This is a genomic window from Streptomyces sp. 3330 (assembly GCF_031456635.1).
Taxonomy (GTDB): domain Bacteria; phylum Actinomycetota; class Actinomycetes; order Streptomycetales; family Streptomycetaceae; genus Streptomyces.
The window spans coordinates 59,860-76,309 of record NZ_JAVDVA010000025.1 but is presented as its reverse complement, the minus strand read 5'-3'; the positions used below and the strand labels follow the sequence as shown (position 1 = coordinate 76,309).

Below are 16,450 nucleotides of genomic sequence, written 5' to 3'. Positions count from 1 at the left end.
CCGGAGCAGGCCCTCCGTCCTCGTACCGCCCTCCTCACCACTTTTAGAAGGAAAGCCAGATGAGTCTCCAGCCGGGTGACGCCCTTACTTCACACAATTTCGGTCTCCAGATCGACGGTGTGATGGTCGAGTACCTCGCCGAGGTCAGCGGCCTCAGCCTCGAACAGGACGTCATCGAGTACCAGCAGGTCTCCGCGCAGGGCAAGCCCGTCACCAAGAAGCTGCCCGGCGTCAAGAAGGCGGGCACCTGCACGGTCGTGCGCGGCATGACCCAGTCCGCGGCGTTCAACCAGTGGATCACCGAGTCGATCAACGGCGTGATGGGCACCGCCCGCAAGAACGCCACGATCATGGTGATGGACTACCAGAACAACCCGGTCAAGCGGTACAACATGCGCAACGCCTGGTGCAGCAAGATCGACACCAGCTCGGTGAAGGCCGGCGAGGCCTCCGCGCTGACCGAGACCGTGACGATCACGTTCGAAGAACTGGTCATCGAGTAATGCGGCGCACGGCTGTCCGGGCAGCGGCGGCGGGCGGGGAGCCGCAGGAGGCGCTCCCGGCCACCGCCGTGCCCGAGTCCGAGTCCCTGTCCGGCGCCGCGTCCGCGTTCTCCGCGCCGGGCGCGGCCGCCGCCCCGGCCCCCGCGCCGTACCGGCTCCAGACGGAGTTCCCCTTCGAGCTGCCGCGCGGGTACGTCGACGAGGCGGGCACCGTCCACCGCGACGGCGTGATGCGGCTGGCGACGGCGCGGGACGAACTGGTCCCGCTCCGCGACATCCGCGTCCAGGAGAACCCGGCGTACCTGTCGGTGGTGCTGCTGGGCCGGGTCATCACCCGGCTCGGCAGCCTCCCGCTGGTCCACGACGGCGTCGTGGAGAACATGTTCGCCTCCGACCTGGCGTTCCTCCAGGACTTCTACCGCCAGGTCAACGCCGAGGGGCACACCCGCGCCTCGGTGCAGTGCCCCCACTGCTCGGAGCCCTTCGAGGTGGAACTCGGCGGGAGCCGCCTGGGGGAATCGTGACGTACGCGACCGACCGGCTGCACGAGGAGATCGCGTACGTCGCCTACCACTTCCACTGGGGCCAGGACGAGATCCTGGACCTGGAACACCACGACCGGCGCCGCTACGCCGACCAGATCGCGTCCCTGGTGACCCGGGGCGGGGCGGAGGGCTGAGGCATGGGGTTCCTGGAACGGTTCCGAGGCGGCCGCGGCGGGGGACGCGGGGACGGCCCGGGCGCACCGCCCGCCACCGTCACCGGCACGCCGGCGACCGGTGCGCCGGCCGCGACGGGCGGCCCGGCGGCGACCGGCGGCAGCAGCGCTCCGGCGCCCGGTGCCGCGCCGGCGCCGCCCGTCGTCGCGGCCGCCTGGCCGACGCTTCCGCCCATCCAGCGCGCGGCGGCCGGGGGCCCGTCGGGGGTGGCCGACGCCGGGTTCGGCGGCCGTCTGGCCACCTGGCAGAACCCCTCCTTCACCGGCACCGGCTTCCACGCGGTGCTGGACGCGGCGCCGGGCGGCCTGATGAGCAGCCTGCGGGCGGCTCCGCCGGTCGCCGAACCCGAGCGGGCGGCCGCACCGCCCCGGCCGACGCCCCTGCAGCGTGCCGTCCCCGCGTCCCCGGCGGTCGCTCCCCGTCCGGCTCCGGCCGGTCCGGGCCCGGCGGCCGGTTCCGGTGGCACGAGTGCCGCGGCGGCGCGCCCGTCCGGCCCGGCGGCTCCCGCCTCCGCTACGGCTGCCCGTCCGACGGCTTCCGCGGCTCCGGCCGCCCCGGCGGCGCCCGTGGTGCCGTCCCGTCCGACGGAGGCGTCCGCTCCGGCCGCCTTCGCTGCGCGGGGCATCCGGGTGTCCCCGGCCGGCCCGGTGCCGTCGAGCGGCCCGGCCCCGTTGACGAGGTCCGTGTCGGCGCCGGTCCAGCGGCGCAGCCTGCCCGCGCGACCGGCATCCGCGTGCGCCTCCCCGGCCCCGGCTCCGGCGGCGGCCTCGTCCGCCGACGGCGGATCGGCTCGGCCGTCCGGCCGGGGTGCGGACCCGGACGGCGGAGGCCCGGCGGGCGGCAAGGACCCCGCCCCGGGCCCGCGACGAGCCGCCACCGCGGCCACCCCTGCCGCCCCGGCCGCCCCGGCCACCCCTGCCGCCCCGGCCGCCCCGGCTGCCCCTGCTGCCCCTGCTGCCCCTGCTGCGGGAGGCAACTCCGGTGCGGGGGAGGCCCGTAAGGCTTCCCTCCCGCCCGTCGGACTCCAGCGGGCGGTGAGCTCGCACGCGGGCCCGGCGGCCGGTGGCGCCCCGGTCCGGGTACAGCGCGCGGTGCCGGGCGCGGGGGACGCCGGTGCGGCCGTCCCCGGGCCGTCGGCGGTGGGCGGCGCCACGCCCGCCGCGCGGACCGGCTCGGCCCTGCCGCCGTCGGCGAAGTCGCCTGCCGTGTCGGCTGGTTCAGGTCCCGGTCCGGTCGCGGGTCCCGGTCCGGTCGCGGGTCCCGGTCCGGTTGCGGGCTCGGGTCCGGCAAGTGGGTCGGGGCAGGCGACGGCTCGGCCGACCGGCTCCGCCGGGTCCTCCGCGGCGGGCGCCGGTCCCAGCGTGCAGCGTGCCGCTGCGGCGCGTACCGCGCCCGTCTCCTCTCCCGGTGCGGCCCCCGCAGGCACCGGCACGCGCTCCCCGGGCAGCGGCCCGGCGGCGCCTCGACCGGGCGGAACGGAGCGTGGCCCGTCGGCGACGCCTTCGCCCGGCCCGCCCGCGCCGCGCTCCGCCCCGGCCGCGCCGGTCACCGTGAGCAGACGCCTCGCCGCCGACGCGCGCTCCACTCCCTCCGCCGATGGCCCCACCGGGTCGTCGGCCGCCCGCAGTTCGGGTCCCGGCCCCGCTTCCCGCTCCGGTGCCGATGCCGGTGCCGGACGCGTGCCCGGCTCCGGTGCCGTGGCCTCCCCGGGCCCGGCCGCCACTCCCGCTTCCGGCCCCGCCGCACCCGCCGCCGCTTCCGGCCCGGCGCGAGACTCCGGTTCCGCGCCGGGCTCCGGCCCGCACGCCGGTGCCGGTTCGCCCGCGCCTTCCGGCCCGGCCTCCGGTGGCCGTACGTCGTCTCCCGCCGTGCAGCGGGCCGTGGCGGCTCCGAGTCCGGCCCCGGCCTCCTCCGCGACCCCGCGTGACGGCGGCCGCGCCTCGACGCCCGGCGTCCGACCCGCCACGACGGCGGCTGCTTCGGCCTCCGGCGCCGCATCCAGGACCGGCACCGGCCCGAGCGCCGCCACCGGCCCGAGCGCCGCCTCCGGTGCGGTCCCCGCCCCGGAGGCCGGTCCCGCCGCGTCCTCGCCCGGCGTCGGCCGCGCGCCGGACCCGGGCGTGCAGCGCGCCGCGACGGCACCGGCCTCGTCTCCCGGCGCCGCGCCCGGCTCGGGCTCCGCCCCGGCCCCCGGTCCCGCGTCTGCTTCCGCCGCCGGTGGCCCCGCACCGGCCCCGGGCGTGCAGCGCGTCGCGACGACACCGGCCCCCGCCTCGACACCGTCCCGGCCGGCGACCGCACACGCGCACGCACCCACGCCGTTGCCGACGCCCACCGGCCGTCCCACGGCGTCCACCGGCGTGCAGCGTGCCGCTTCGGCCCCTGTTCCGGTCACCCCGCCCGCGCTCCCCGCCACGTCCGCTCCGGGCGGCGTGAGCGGTTCGGCGCCGGTGCGCACCGGTCCGGCGCTTCCCGCGCGTGCCGCCGCCGAGCGCCCGGGGCCCGCGACAGGTTCCGCGCCCACGGCCACCCCTGCCTCCATGCCCGCGCCCGCCTCCGCCTCCCCGTCCGCGACGAGCGTCCAGCGGGCCGCCTCCGGCGCGACCGCCCCGCGGCGCCGGGCGGGGCTCGGCGCCCCGACGAGTCTTCCCCCGGGCCGTCCGGGTCCGGCGACGCCGCTCGGCCTTCCCGCGGCGGCACCGGTGCCGTCCGCGACCGCGGCCCCGGTCGGCACGCGCCCCGCCGCCGCGTCCGCGCACGGCGTCGACGCCCCGGGCGCGCACCCCGTACCGCCCGCACCGCCCGCGCCGGCCCGGCGCTCCACCCCGCTCGGCGCCCCCGTCCAGCGGGCCGCCGTGCCGGTCACCGAGGCCGCGCAGCCCGCGCGCCCCGCGGCCGCACGCCCCGCGCTGGGCGCCCCCCTCTCCACCCGCCCCGCCGACGCCGCGCCGCTGCACGCGCCCGGCGGCATCCCGATCGGGCCCCGGGGCGACGCCCCCCGCGCGGCCACGGCTCCCGGCGGCACCTCCTCGGCGCCGCTCACCCCTCCCGCCGTCCAGCGCAGCGCCGCGACGCCCGGCGCCCCCGGACTCCCGTCGCCCACACCGCCGTCCCCCCACGGCACCGGCACGCCGACGCCCCGCCCGGCCCCGCTCCCGCAAACCCCCGGCACCGTCCTCGCCGCCCCCGCCGACGCCCTGCCCGGCGCGGTCCGTCCCGCGGCGCCGGCCGGACACCACCGCCCCGCGCCGCCCGTCGCCGTCGCCCGTCCCGGCCTGCCGTCGGTGTCCCCGGCGTCCCCGGCGTCCCCGGCGCCCGTGCAGCGCCAGGCCCTCACGGCGCCCGTGCCGTTGCGCCGTACCGCGCCCGGCGCGACCGGGGGCGGGCCCGTGGCGCGCCCGTACCCCACCACCGGCCTGCTGCCCCTGTCCGCGCCCACGGCGGCGGCCGAGGCCACGCAGACCCCGCTGGCGCCGGTCGTGCAGCGGCGGCCGCTGCCCGACCCGGGTCCGGCGGCCACCGCGCCCGTCCGCCCCGCCGCGCCACCGTCGCCCCTCGCGCCGCCGGTCCAGGCCCCGTCCTTCCCGACGGCGGCCCCCCCGCCGGTCCCGGCGACCGCCCCGCGGACGCTGCCCGCGGCTCCCCCGCCGGCCGCCCCGGTGGTCCAGCGACGGGCCGCGGCGCCGCCCCTCCCGCCGCCGCCGAAGCCGCACCGCGGCGCCGCCGGACCCCCGCCCGGCGCCGACCGGGGCGCGGCGGACACGGCTCACCCGCAGGCGCACCCCGGCTTCGATCCGCGCGCGCTCACCGATTTCCAGCTCGACGAGCTGACGCACCGTCTGACCGGTCGCATCACGCGGCTGCTCCGCACCGAACTGCGGCTCGACCGTGAACGCATCGGCAGACTCCGCGACCCCCGCCACTGACCGCAGCGCCACCGATTCCGACTCCTCCGACGCCCCCGACTCCCCCTCTCCCGGAAAGGCCAGGCCCCGATGCCCTCCGATCTCGACCCGGGCTCCACCATCTTCTTCACCCTGACCATCGACGGCGAGAGCCTCGGCTTCTTCAACGGGTGTGAGGGGCTCTCGTCCCAGGTGGAGATCGAGCACCGCCAGGAGGGCGGCAACAACGGCTTCGTCTGGCAGCTGCCCTCCCGGGTCACGTTCTCCACGATCCGGCTGACCCGTCCGCTCACCCCGGACACCACCAAGGTCGCCAAGTGGATCTCGTCGGTCACCACGGGGGTGACCCGGCCGACCGCGCAGATCGCGGCACTGCGCGCGGACGGTTCGGAGGTGGCCCGGTGGGGGCTCATCGACGTGCTGCCGGTCAGCTGGCAGGGGCCGTCCCTCAGCCCGGACAGCCCGGGCGTGGCCACCGAGGTCCTGGAGATCACCCACCACGGCTTCACGGACTGAGCGGCAGGACGGGACCGGGACCAGCAGGACGAGGCAGGGAGTACAAGCCATGGCCAAGGGAAGCAAAGGCGGCGCCGGCAAGAGCCTGGTCCGTGCCACCCTCGCGATCCACGAACCGCCGGTGGGCACGAGCACGACCCCCGGCGGGCTGATCAAATCCTTCGGGTTCGACTTCAACCCGGCGCAGCTCCAGCTCGGCCGCCGGGCCCAGTGGAAGGTCACCCCCACGGCGGCCGTCCGGGACGGCTCCGTACCGGAGTTCATGGGTCCCGAGCCCCGCGAGATGACCGTCGAGATCTTCCTCGACACCTCGGACCAGCCCGGCAGCAACACCGTCCTGAAGAAGGTCGAGTCGCTGCTGGAGTGCTGCGAGGTCACCACCAAGAGCATCGCCGCCAAGCAGCCCTCGCCGCCGTGGGTGGTCTTCCAGTGGGGTTCGTTCTCGACGGCCCGCTTCACCTCCTACGTGAGCAGCATCGACGTCACGTACTCGCTCTTCGGCACGACCGGCGTCCCGATCCGCGCCACCTGCCAGGTGCGCCTGCACGAGATCCCGAGCAAGACGAAGGGCCAGAACCCGACCTCCGGCGCCCTCACCGCGCAGCGCGTGCACCGGGTCGTCGCCGGTGACTCCCTCCAGTCGCTGGCCTGGCGCGAGTACGGCGACGCCTCCGCGTGGCGGTCCATCGCCGAGGCCAACGGCATCGACGACCCCTCCCGTCTGCCGACCGGCATCGAGCTGGTCCTGCCGGCCACCGAGGAGGTGCGCCACTAGTGGTCCAGTCCGCGTTCTCCAGCGTCATCCAGGTCACCCTCGGCGGCGGCCCCCTGCCCGTCGACATCGCGCCGCTCCTCGTCGACGGCTGGGTCGACCAGGGCCTCGGGGTGCCGGCCGCGTTCCGGCTCACCTTCCGCGACCCCGGCCGTCTGGTCCTCGGCAAGCTGGGCGTCAAGTTCGGCACTCCCGTCGTCCTCGCCCCGATCGCCGACGGCAAGGGCGCCTCCGACCCGCTCCTCACCGGCGAGGTGTGCGGCCTGGAGGCCGACTACGACGGCACCGGCTCCTTCACCGTCATCCGCGGCTACGACTTCGGCCACCGTCTGATGCGTCAGCGCCGCGTCGCCGCCTACCGCAACCAGAGCGCCTCCGACATCGCCCGCAAGCTGGCCGCCCAGGACGGCGTCCCGGTCGGGAAGATCCAGTCCACCAAGACCGTCTACGAGTTCATCAGCCAGGCCAACGTCACCGACTGGGACTTCCTCGCCCGGCTGGCCGACGAGAACGAGATGGTCATGTCGGTGGACGCCAAGGGCAAGTTCCAGTTCGTCAAGCCCGACCCCGCGTCCGGCGCCCCGCCCACGTCCACCCCCGGCGACAAGAGCCCGTTCGTCCTGGAGGCCGGCACCGACATCCTCCGGCTGCGCGCCGCCGTCACCGCCGCCGAGCAGGTCGCGACCGTCGAGGCGCGCGGCTGGGACGTGACGACGAAGAAGAAGCTCACCGCGACCGCGCCCGCCACGAGCAACCCGGGCATCAGCATCGGCACGACCCCCGGTGAGGCCGCCGCCAAGTTCAAGCCGGCCAAGCTGGTCGACGCGCAGACGCCGTACGACCGGCAGTCGGAGGTGCGGTTCGCCGCCGAGGCCCTCGCCGACGACGTCACCGGCTCCTTCGCCGAGCTGGAGGTCATCGCGCGCGGCACCCCGAAGCTCCGGCCCGGGCTGCCCGTCACCCTCGCCGACGTCGGCGCTCCCTTCGAGGGCAAGTACACCGCGACCTCCGTCCGGCACGTCTTCGGCGACGGCAAGCACTACGAGGCCTGGGTGACGGTCAGCGGACGGCAGTGGCGGTCCCTGTACGGGCTCTCCTCCGGCGGCGGCAACGCCTCCAACGGCCTGAACCTCCCCGGCACCGCCAACGCCCTGGTCACCGACGTCAGCGATCCGCTCAAGCAGGGCCGCGTCAAGCTCCAGTTCCCCTGGCTCGACGACGCCTACGTCAGCGACTGGACGCGCGTGGTGCAGTGGGGCGGCAAGCGCGGCGGCTCGATCTTCCCGCTCGACGTCGGCGACGAGGTGCTGGTCGGCTTCGACCGGGGCGCCCTCGACCACCCCTACGTCATCGGCGGCCTGTACAACGGCCGGGACAAGCCGACTCCCGTCAAGGACGTGCCCCTGCACGACGGGGCCCGCCAGCGGGCCTCCCGGCACACCCTGTCCGACCGCGAGGGCAACCGGGTGGACCTGCTCAGCCAGCGGACCGGCGGCAAACAGGGCGTACGGCTGACCAGCGGCGACGACAAGCTCGTCATCAACCTGGACCGGGCGCAGACCGAGATCACCGTGGACAGCAAGGGCGCCGTCAGCATCACGGGCAGCCGCTCGGTGTCCGTCAAGGCGGGCACCGACCTCACCCTCACCGCCGGCCGCAACATCGCCATCAGGAGCGGCGGCTCCCTCACCCTGCGGGGCAACCTGATCAACATCAGGTCGATGACGGGCATGGTGTCGGTCGACGCGGCGGGGCTGCTCAACCTCAAGTCGGGCGGCGCCGCCACGTTCAGCGCGGGAGCCACCGTCCAGATCAACTCCACCGCCAACGTGGGCATCCGGGCCGCCACCCTCATGCTCCAGGGCATGGTCATGGTCAACGCCAAGCCGTACCCGCTGCCGTGACGCGCGGACGGCACGCCGTGAGAATCAGGAAAAGGCAGGTGGCCCTCTGATGGCCGAGCAATTCGTCGGATCGGGCTGGGCGTTCCCGCTCCGCATCGGCCCCACCGGGGGCATCGCCCTGGTCAGCGGGGAGCGCGAGATCGAGGAGGCCATCCGGCTGATCCTCGCCACCGCGCCGGGCGAACGTCCGATGCGCCCGGAGTACGGCTGCGCCATCCACGACCTGGTCTTCGCCCCGGTCAACGAGGCGACGGCCGGACGCATCCAGCACGAGGTGTACACCAGCCTGGACCGCTGGGAGCCGCGCATCGAGGTCACCGACGTCGAGGTCACCGCCGGCGCCGAACAGGGCGTGCTCTTCATCGACGTCCAGTACGCGATCCGCGGCACGAACAATCCGCGCAGTCTCGTCTTCCCCTTCTACGTCATTCCGTCCCATGACGAGCCGGGTCTTCCCGGTCCGTCCGGTACGGCTTCCGAAAGCGACCGCTGATGGCCCTGCCCTCCCCGAACCTGGACGACCGCCGCTTCCAGCAGTTCGTCGACGACGCCAAGCGCTACATCCAGCAGCGCGCACCGGAGTGGACCGACCACAACGTCTCCGACCCGGGCGTGACGCTCGTCGAGACGGTCGCCCACATGGCCGACCAGATCGTCTACCGCCTCAACCGCGTCCCGGACAAGAACCACCTCGCCTTCCTCGACCTGGTCGGCATCCGCCTCTTCCCGCCGTCCGCCGCCCGCACGGAGGTCACCTTCTGGCTGTCCGCGCCGCAGGACGAGCCGGTGCTGCTGCCGGTGGGCACCGAGGTGGCGACGGTCCGCACGGAGAGCGAGGAGGCCGTCGTCTTCGCCACGGAACGCGAACTCACCGTCGTGCCGAGCCAGTTGAGTCATCTCGTCGTGCAGCACCGGGGCGAGCCGGTCACCGACAGGACCACCGACCTCGCCGAGGGCAAGGACCTGCTCTGCTTCGCCGAGGCGCCGCAGCCCGGCGACTGCATGCTGTTCGGCCTGAGCGCGGCCGTCCCGCACTGCGCAGTGGTCCTGGAACTGGACAGCCGCGTCGACGGCGTCGGCGTCGACCCGCGCCAGCCCCCGCTGGTCTGGGAGGCGTGGACCGAGGACGGCTGGCAGGAGTGCGAGATCGACCGCGACGGCACCGGCGGCCTCAACCGGCCCGGCGAGGTCGTCCTGCACATCACCGGCGGCCACGTCCTGTCCCGCTCCGGCGGCCAGGAGGCCGGCTGGCTGCGCTGCCGCGTCACCGAGCCCCTCCCCGGCCAGCCCTTCTACACGACCTCCCCGACCGTGCGGTCCGCCGAGGTGTTCACGGTCGGCGGCACCGCCCCCGCCGTGCACGCCGAGACCGTCTACGACGAGGCGCTCGGCGAGTCCACGGGCCTCCCCGGCCAGCATCTCGCCCTCGCGCACGCGCCCGTCGTCGGCGACGACCCGCCGCTCCTGCTGCAGACCGCAGAGCACGAGGGCTGGTCCGACTGGCAGGTCGTCCCGCACTTCGCCGCCTCCGGCCCCGACGACCGCCATGTCACCCTCGACGCGGCCACCGGCGAGATCGCCTTCGGCCCGTCCGTCCGCGAACCCGACGGCAAACTCCGCCAGTACGGCGCCGTCGCCCCCAAGGGCTCGGTCATCCGGGCCCGCCGCTACCGCACGGGCGGCGGCCGCGCAGGCAACGTGGCCCGGGGCGCGGTCCAGGTGCTCCGCACCTCCGTCCCGTACGTCTCGGAGGTCGTCAACCGGGAGGCCGCGCGCGGCGGGGTCGACGGCGAGACGGTGGAGGAGGCGAAACTGCGCGCGCCGATCACCCTGCGCGCCCAGGAGCGGGCCGTGACCCTGCGCGACTACGAGGAACTCGCCCGCCGCGCGGCCCCCGAGACCGCCCGCATCACCTGCCTGGAGGGACAGCCCGACGAGCACGGCTCCTACGCGGTACGGGTGCTCGTCGTCCCGCAGGCCGTACCGGACCCCGGCGGCCGCCTCCGCTTCGAGCAGCTGGTGCCCGGCGACTCCCTGCTGGACCGCATCACCCGCCACCTCGACGAACGCCGCCTGATCGGCACCCGACTGGCCGTCGGCCCGCCGTACTACCAGGGCGTGACGGTGGTGGCGACGGTGCACGCCTTCCGGGGCGTCGACACGGACCGCGTCCGCCGCCAGGCCCACGACGCCCTCTACCGCCACCTCGACCCGCTGACCGGCGGCGCGGACGGCAAGGGCTGGCCCTTCGGCCGCCCGGTGCAGTCGGGCGAGGTCTTCGCCGTCCTCCAACGCGTCCCGGGAGTGGAGCTGGTCGACCAGGTCATGCTGCACCCCGCCGACCCGCTGACGGGCAAGCGCGGCGAGGCGACCGACCGCATCGACCTGGCCGCCCCCGCCCTGGTGTTCTCCTACGACCACCGGGTGCGCGTGATCGGGGACGGCGCATGAGCGGCCCGGACGCACGGAAGGGAACGGCACGTTGAGAGGCTCGGTGGACGGACTCGGCTCCTCCGTCCCGATCGGCGCGATGCTCCCGGCCGTCTTCGCCGACGACGACCTGGCACAGCGCTTCGTCGGGGGCCTGGACGAGGTGATGGCCCCCATCCTCAACGTCCTCGACTGCCTGCCCGCCTACTTCGACCCGGCCCTGGCCCCGGTCGACTTCACCCGCTGGCTGGCGGGCTGGGTCGGCGCGGAGACCGACGGCACGGAACCCGAACCGAGGCTGCGGGCCGCGGTCGCGGCGGCCGCGTACCTGCACCGGGTGCGCGGCACCCGGCGCGGCCTGTCGGAGACGGTCCGGCTGGCCTTCGGCGTGGAGCCGGAGATCTCCGAGAGCGGCGGCGCCGAGTGGAGCGCCCGGCCGCTCGGCCCGGTCCCCGGCGAACCCCGGCCGCACCTGCACGTCACGATCCGGCTGCCCGACCCCGGTCCGGCGGACGAGCACCGCCTGGACACCCTCGTGGCCGCCGCCCGCCCCGCCCACATGCCGTACACGGTCAAGGTGACCGCCGCCGAAAGGACCCCGGAGAGATGACCACCCTGAACTGCGCCGAGTGCGGCACGCGGGCCGAGCCCGGCCAGTCGTTCTGCGACGCCTGCGGCGCCGTACTGAGCTGGACGGACCGCCCCTCGGCCCGCACCGGCGCGGGCACCGGGTCGGGCTCGGGGTCCGCGCCGGGCTCGGGGTCCGGGTCGGGCTCGGGGTCGGTCCCCGGGCCGGATGCCGGGTCCGCGACGGGCGACGGGGCCGGGGCGGGCTCGGCCCACGGCTCCGCCTCCGGGACGGGGGCGGCTCACGGGGCCGCTACGGCTTCCGCTCACGGAGCCGGAACCGGAACCGGGTCGGGCTCCGGGTCCGCATACGGCTCGGGCTCCGGCGCGGCGTCCGGGCCCGGGACGGTCACCGGCGCCGACTCCGGGGCCGTGAGCGGCGGCTCAGGGGCCGGGTACCGCTCCGCGGAGGGCACGCGGGAGCCGTCGGGCGCCGCGGCGCCGCAGGCCGGTGCCGTCTCCCGGACGGCTCCCGCCCCCGCCGCGCCCGCGCCCGCCCCCGCGCCCGCCGCCCCTCCCGCGGCCGCCCCCGCTCCCTCCGCCGGCTCCGGTACGGCGGTGGCGAACGCGTCGGCGCCCCCCGCGCCGCACGCCGCGCCCCACGCCACCCCTGAACCCACGGGCCAGGCCCCCACCCAGGCCCCCACCCAGGCCGCCACCCCGGCCGCCGCCGACGACGACTACGACCCGGACGACGAGGACACCACGGAAACTCCCCTGCCGGTCATCCCGCCGGAGGACGGCGCCGCCGCTCCGTCGGGCACCGCACCGGCCCCCGCGCACGCCCAGCCCGACGCGACCGCCCCCACCGCACCGGTACCGGCCGCCGCCCCCGCTCCCGCCCTCGGCGACACGATGGCCGCCCGGGCCCGCTCCCTCCTGGTGCCCGTCGCCGACGCGGAGCCACGCCCCGCCGCGCCCCCGTCCGTGGCGCCGGTGCTGCCGGGCCGGCCGGTCGCGGACCGGCCGCAGGTACGCGCGCCCGGCCCGGTCCAGGGCGAGCAGTACGGCGTCGCGTGCCCCTGGTGCGCCACCCCCAACAATCCCGACCGGCACTTCTGCGTCCGCTGCGCGATGCCGATGACGCTGGAGGACCGCTCCTCGACCCGCCTCCCCTGGTGGCGCCGCCTGTTCAACCGCAACGGCGCGACCCCCTGGGCCGGCGACCGCCCGCGTCTGCGCCGCACGTTCGACCGCGTCCTCAGCTGGGTGGTGGCGGCCGTCGTCCTCACCCTCCTGATCATCGCGGGGGTGAACACGCCGGCGGCGATCCAGGCCACCCGCGACCACTTCGCCAAGCGCGCGCCGGTCGCCCCGGACTCGTTCGCGGCATCCCGCTCCTACCCGGGGCACAAGCCGGAGCTGGCCTTCGACAAGATCAACAACAGCTGGTGGGGACCCGGCGTCTCGCAGTCGGGCGAGGGGGAGTGGATCGAGGCCCGCTTCGACGAGCCGACCCGCCTGCTGGACCTGATCATCACCTCGGGCACGTCGGTCCGCCCCGACCAGCTCAGCAAGTCGGCCCTGCCGCACCGCATCAAGGCGACGATCACCCTGAAGGACGGGAAGACGACGACCCGGGAGATCGTCCTGGACCAGAGCTCGGGCGGTCAGCGGCGCGCGTTCCGCGTGGGTGACGTCACCAAGGTCCGCTTCACCATCGAGTCGTCGTACATGGCCTCCGCGAGCAAGCAGGTCTCGATAGCCGAGATCGAGTTCTTCGGCCGGTCGAGCGCGAACTCCACGTGACGGCCTGACCTGGCACTTCAGGGCCCTGGTCGGCCGGGAGACTCCCCTCCCGGGCGGCCAGGGCCCTTCCCTTCGGGCGTGTCCTGGCGCGCGGCACCGGCCACGCCGGGCGGCGCGTACGGTGCCGACCCCGCAGGCCCTTGCCGACCGGGGCGGCCCCCGGCCCGTGCCGACCCCCGGCCCCCGCCGACCGGGGCGGTCCGGCGCGCCGCGCCTCACCCTTCACCGCGAGGGGCGACGCGCCCTCCTCGCCGCACGGTCGACCGCCCAGGCGTCCGCCACCGGGCCCAGGTGCCCGAGCTTGTCGGGGTTGACCACCAGCCGGACCGCCCGGATCCGCCCGTCGAGCACGTCGAGCGCCATGGTGTGGAGCACCCTGCCGTCCCGGTCCCGGAAGATCGCGCCGGGCTGGCCGTTGATCTCGTGCGGCTCGAAGGTCACGTCGACGCGGGCCACCAGCACGGCGGCGGTGGCGAGCACCCGGGCCACGTTCTGGGCGCCGCTGACGGCCCTGGCCAGCTGCGGGGCCTTGCCGCCGCCGTCGCCGACCATCGTCACGTCGGCGGCGAGCAGCTTCTGCAGGCCCGCGACATCGCCTTCGCGGAGGGCGTCGAAGAACCCGGACGCCAGTTCCTCCCGCTCCCTGCGGTCCGCCGCGAAACGGGGCCGGCCCTCGGCCATGTGCCGCCGGGCCCGCACCAGGAGCTGGCGGCACGCCGACTCCGACCGCCCCACGGCCACCGCGACCTCGGGGAAGCCGAACGCGAACACCTCCCGCAGCACGAAGACCGCCCGTTCGAGCGGGCTGAGCCGTTCGAGCAGCAGCAGGGCCGCCACCGACACCGAGTCCGCCAGCTCCGCCGACCGCGCCGGGTCCTCGTAGGGGTCGTCGATCAGCGGCTCGGGGAGCCACTGGCCGACGTACTCCTCGCGCCGGACGCGGGCCGAGCGCAGCACGTCGATCGACAGACGGGTCACCACGGCCGAGAGGAAGGCCTTGGGCGACCTGGGCGGGGTCGCAGAGGCCTCGAAGCGCAGCCAGGCCTCCTGGACGACGTCCTCGGCCTCCACGACGCTGCCGAGGATCCGGTAGGCGATCGAGAACAGCAGCGGCCGCAGCCCCTGGAACTCCTCGGTCCTGCCCATGCCGGCTCCTCCGTTGGTCACCCGGGCGGTCAGAGGCCGGAGCGGCCCCACGCGACGAACGCCGCGCAGGCGAGATAGACCAGGTTCAGCAGCACCAACCCGGTCTCGCCGAGGCGGCCGTGGGTCATCATCGCGCCGACCATCAGCACGATCCAGCAGGCGGCGGTCACCGGCACCAGAATCGGCGCGATGCCGAGCGCGGCGGGCAGGATCAGGCCCGCCGCGGCCAGCAGTTCCAGGATGCCGAGCGTCTTGACGAACGCGACGCCGACGCCCGCGGTCCACCCCCCGCCGTGCGCGGCGGCCAGCGTCTCCTTGGGCACGAACGTCTTGGTGAGGCCACCGGCCAGAGCGACCGCGGCCAGCAGTCCGGCGGCGATCCACAGCGCGAGGTCCATCGTCCACTCCTTGATCGAGGCTCGGTTCTTCCCGCACCTCCTGGGACGAAACAGCGCCTCCGCCTGTGACATCCCCACCCGGCGGACAAGGGCGTGAGCGGACCGCATCGCGGGGCGCACCCGGAAAACGAACGAGTCCCACCCCGTGTGACACGGGATGGGACTCGATCGAACTGGAGCGCCGGGCAGGCCTTGCACCTGCATTTCCCCGCAGGAAGCGGGGCGTCTTTCCTTAGACGACCAACGCAAGAGTTCGTTCACCGTTTTTGTTTCCGGTGACCGGCTCAAGATCAAGCTTACCCCATCTCCGGGGTGCTCTTGACCATGTACATCGTCAGGCCGGACGGCCCGTCAGGCGACGTCGCCGACCTTCAACTCGGGCCCCACGACCAGGGTGACGACGCCCGGGGCGGCCGAGGCGTCGGCGGTGGCCTTCCGGCCGGGCAGCCGGGAGGCGAGGACGGCGGCCTGGGCGTCGAGGCCCGTCGGATAGGTGACGGTCGTCCTGGTCACCGTCCCGGGGGCGTTGCCCGTGCCGGTGACGGTGTATCCGGCGTCCTTCAGCTTCTCCGCGACGGCGGCCGCGCGTCCGGAGACGCCGGTGCCGTTGAGCACCTGGACCCGCACGCTGGAGGCGTACACCACGTTCTTCTTGGCCGCCTCCAACTGCGGCTTGGTGACCTCCTTGTCCTTGGCCAGGGAGGTGAACAGGTCGGCGGCCTGCGGGTACTGCCAGACCACGTTGGCCTTGTCGGTCGGCTGGTCCGCCTCACGGCCGTAGTTGGGCACGGTGAGGAAGCTCAGCCGGTCGCTCGGGATGCCCTTGAGCTCGTCGGCGAGCCCGTACAGCGGCTTGATGCCCGCCATGTCGGGGTCGGTGGTGAGCGACTTGGTGATCGACTGGAGGAAGCCGTACATGGCGTCGGGGCTGGTGAGCTTGGACTTGGCCTTCTTGGCCAGGGCGTCCATGAACTCCTGCTGGCGCCCGATGCGTCCGATGTCGGACCCGTCGCCCACGCTGTAGCGGACCCGGACGTAGCCGAGCGCCTTCTCGCCCTTGACGGTCTGGCAGCCGGCCTCCAGGTCCAGGTGGGACTTCTCGTCGTGGATGGCCTGCTTCGGGCAGACCTCGATGCCCCCCAGCGCGTCGACCATGCCCTTGAAGCCGGAGAAGTCGACCGACATGAAGTGGTCGATGCGCAGCCCGGTGTTGGCCTCGACGGTCTTGATGCTGCACGCGGCGGCCTCGCCGACCTTGCCGTTGCTGCCGCCGAGCGCGAAGGCCTCGTTGATCTTGTAGTGGTGGGGCGAGGACGAGGTGCCGTCCCCCTTCTCACAACTGGGTATCTGCACCCACGAGTCGCGGGGGAAGGACACGACCGAGGCCCACTTACGGTCGGCCGGGATGTGCAGCACCATCAGCGTGTCGGACTGCATGGTGGTCAGGTCCTTGCCGTACTTGGCGTTGGCGCCGTCGCGGCTGTCGGATCCGACGATCATGATGTTCTTGGAACCGGGGCTGAGGTTCTCGGGCCGGTTCTCGCCCAGCTTGTCGTCCACGTCGGCGGAGTTGATGTTGTTGTTCAGGTCGTTGTAGACCCAGGCGCCGACCCCGCCCACCGCGAGCACGACGACGGACGTGACGCCCGCGCCCCACGCGACGATCCGCCCGCGCCTGGTGAGCCGCGTCCGGCCGGGTCCGCCCGTCCCGCCACCGGGTCCGGCCGTCCTGCCCCTGCCGCCGCGGCCGGCCGCCTCCAGCGGAGTACGCCCACGCCTCC

Annotated in this window: 15 protein-coding genes; 11 read left to right on the top strand and 4 right to left on the bottom strand. The window is 75.2% G+C overall.

Annotated features, from left to right (window positions below; genetic code table 11):
- The first annotated feature begins 59 nt into the window (after nucleotides 1-59).
- From J2X68_RS32495 to J2X68_RS32485, 3 genes are read left to right on the top strand one after another with little or no spacing between them, the layout of a single operon-like run.
- Nucleotides 60-503 carry a phage tail protein gene (locus tag J2X68_RS32495; RefSeq protein ID WP_020132887.1) on the top strand — a complete coding sequence of 148 codons (444 nt, stop codon included), beginning with the start codon at nucleotides 60-62 and terminating at the stop codon, nucleotides 501-503.
- Nucleotides 503-1,027, top strand: coding sequence for a hypothetical protein (locus tag J2X68_RS32490; RefSeq protein ID WP_057606179.1), 525 nt, complete (start codon nucleotides 503-505; stop codon nucleotides 1,025-1,027). The genes J2X68_RS32495 and J2X68_RS32490 overlap by 1 nt, the downstream gene beginning before the upstream one ends.
- Nucleotides 1,024-1,182, top strand: a complete 159-nt coding sequence (locus tag J2X68_RS32485) for a DUF6760 family protein (protein WP_020132885.1) — start codon at nucleotides 1,024-1,026, stop codon at nucleotides 1,180-1,182. Before J2X68_RS32490 ends, J2X68_RS32485 begins: the two co-directional genes overlap by 4 nt.
- Here the strand turns inward: J2X68_RS32485 and J2X68_RS32480 are convergent.
- Entirely contained in the window at nucleotides 1,131-1,847 is a 717-nt protein-coding gene (locus J2X68_RS32480; protein ID WP_310436183.1) for a hypothetical protein, read from the bottom strand. The two genes, J2X68_RS32485 and J2X68_RS32480, sit on opposite strands and share 52 nt — an antisense overlap.
- A 1,915-nt stretch (nucleotides 1,848-3,762) precedes the next feature.
- Here J2X68_RS32480 and J2X68_RS32475 point away from each other — a divergent pair.
- The 8 genes from J2X68_RS32475 to J2X68_RS32440 all read left to right on the top strand — a co-directional run bounded on the left by J2X68_RS32475 (nucleotide 3,763) and on the right by J2X68_RS32440 (nucleotide 13,125).
- The gene (locus tag J2X68_RS32475; RefSeq protein ID WP_310436182.1) at nucleotides 3,763-5,148 is read left to right on the top strand and encodes a hypothetical protein; all 1,386 of its coding nucleotides are present in this window, start codon (nucleotides 3,763-3,765) and stop codon (nucleotides 5,146-5,148) included.
- A 69-nt stretch (nucleotides 5,149-5,217) separates the two neighbouring features.
- Nucleotides 5,218-5,643 (top strand): phage tail protein, encoded by a 426-nt coding sequence (locus J2X68_RS32470; protein ID WP_020132884.1) that lies wholly within the window; start codon nucleotides 5,218-5,220, stop codon nucleotides 5,641-5,643.
- A 49-nt stretch (nucleotides 5,644-5,692) separates the two neighbouring features.
- Entirely contained in the window at nucleotides 5,693-6,418 is a 726-nt protein-coding gene (locus J2X68_RS32465) for a LysM peptidoglycan-binding domain-containing protein (protein ID WP_310436181.1), read from the top strand.
- A complete protein-coding gene (locus J2X68_RS32460; RefSeq protein WP_310436180.1) occupies nucleotides 6,418-8,319 on the top strand; it encodes a VgrG-related protein in 1,902 nt (633 codons plus the stop codon). Before J2X68_RS32465 ends, J2X68_RS32460 begins: the two co-directional genes overlap by 1 nt.
- A gap of 49 nt (nucleotides 8,320-8,368) precedes the next feature.
- A complete protein-coding gene (locus J2X68_RS32455) occupies nucleotides 8,369-8,812 on the top strand; it encodes a GPW/gp25 family protein (RefSeq protein WP_020132881.1) in 444 nt (147 codons plus the stop codon).
- Nucleotides 8,812-10,770: a putative baseplate assembly protein gene (locus J2X68_RS32450; RefSeq protein ID WP_310436179.1), complete on the top strand. Its 1,959-nt coding sequence runs from the start codon at nucleotides 8,812-8,814 to the stop codon at nucleotides 10,768-10,770. Before J2X68_RS32455 ends, J2X68_RS32450 begins: the two co-directional genes overlap by 1 nt.
- Before the next feature lie 31 nt (nucleotides 10,771-10,801).
- Nucleotides 10,802-11,359 (top strand): phage tail protein, encoded by a 558-nt coding sequence (locus J2X68_RS32445; RefSeq protein WP_310436178.1) that lies wholly within the window; start codon nucleotides 10,802-10,804, stop codon nucleotides 11,357-11,359.
- Complete coding sequence (locus J2X68_RS32440) at nucleotides 11,356-13,125, top strand: NADase-type glycan-binding domain-containing protein (protein ID WP_310436177.1); 1,770 nt, start codon at nucleotides 11,356-11,358, stop codon at nucleotides 13,123-13,125. The genes J2X68_RS32445 and J2X68_RS32440 overlap by 4 nt, the downstream gene beginning before the upstream one ends.
- Nucleotides 13,126-13,347: 222 nt before the next feature.
- On the opposite strand, the gene J2X68_RS32435 is transcribed toward J2X68_RS32440, so the two are convergent.
- From J2X68_RS32435 to J2X68_RS32425, 3 genes are all read right to left on the bottom strand, one after another.
- A complete protein-coding gene (locus J2X68_RS32435; protein ID WP_310436176.1) occupies nucleotides 13,348-14,271 on the bottom strand; it encodes an RNA polymerase sigma-70 factor in 924 nt (307 codons plus the stop codon).
- A gap of 29 nt (nucleotides 14,272-14,300) precedes the next feature.
- Nucleotides 14,301-14,669 (bottom strand): DoxX family protein, encoded by a 369-nt coding sequence (locus J2X68_RS32430; RefSeq protein ID WP_310436175.1) that lies wholly within the window; start codon nucleotides 14,667-14,669, stop codon nucleotides 14,301-14,303.
- Nucleotides 14,670-15,020: 351 nt separating this feature from the next.
- A complete protein-coding gene (locus J2X68_RS32425; RefSeq protein WP_310436226.1) occupies nucleotides 15,021-16,334 on the bottom strand; it encodes an LCP family protein in 1,314 nt (437 codons plus the stop codon).
- Nucleotides 16,335-16,450: the final 116 nt, after the last annotated feature.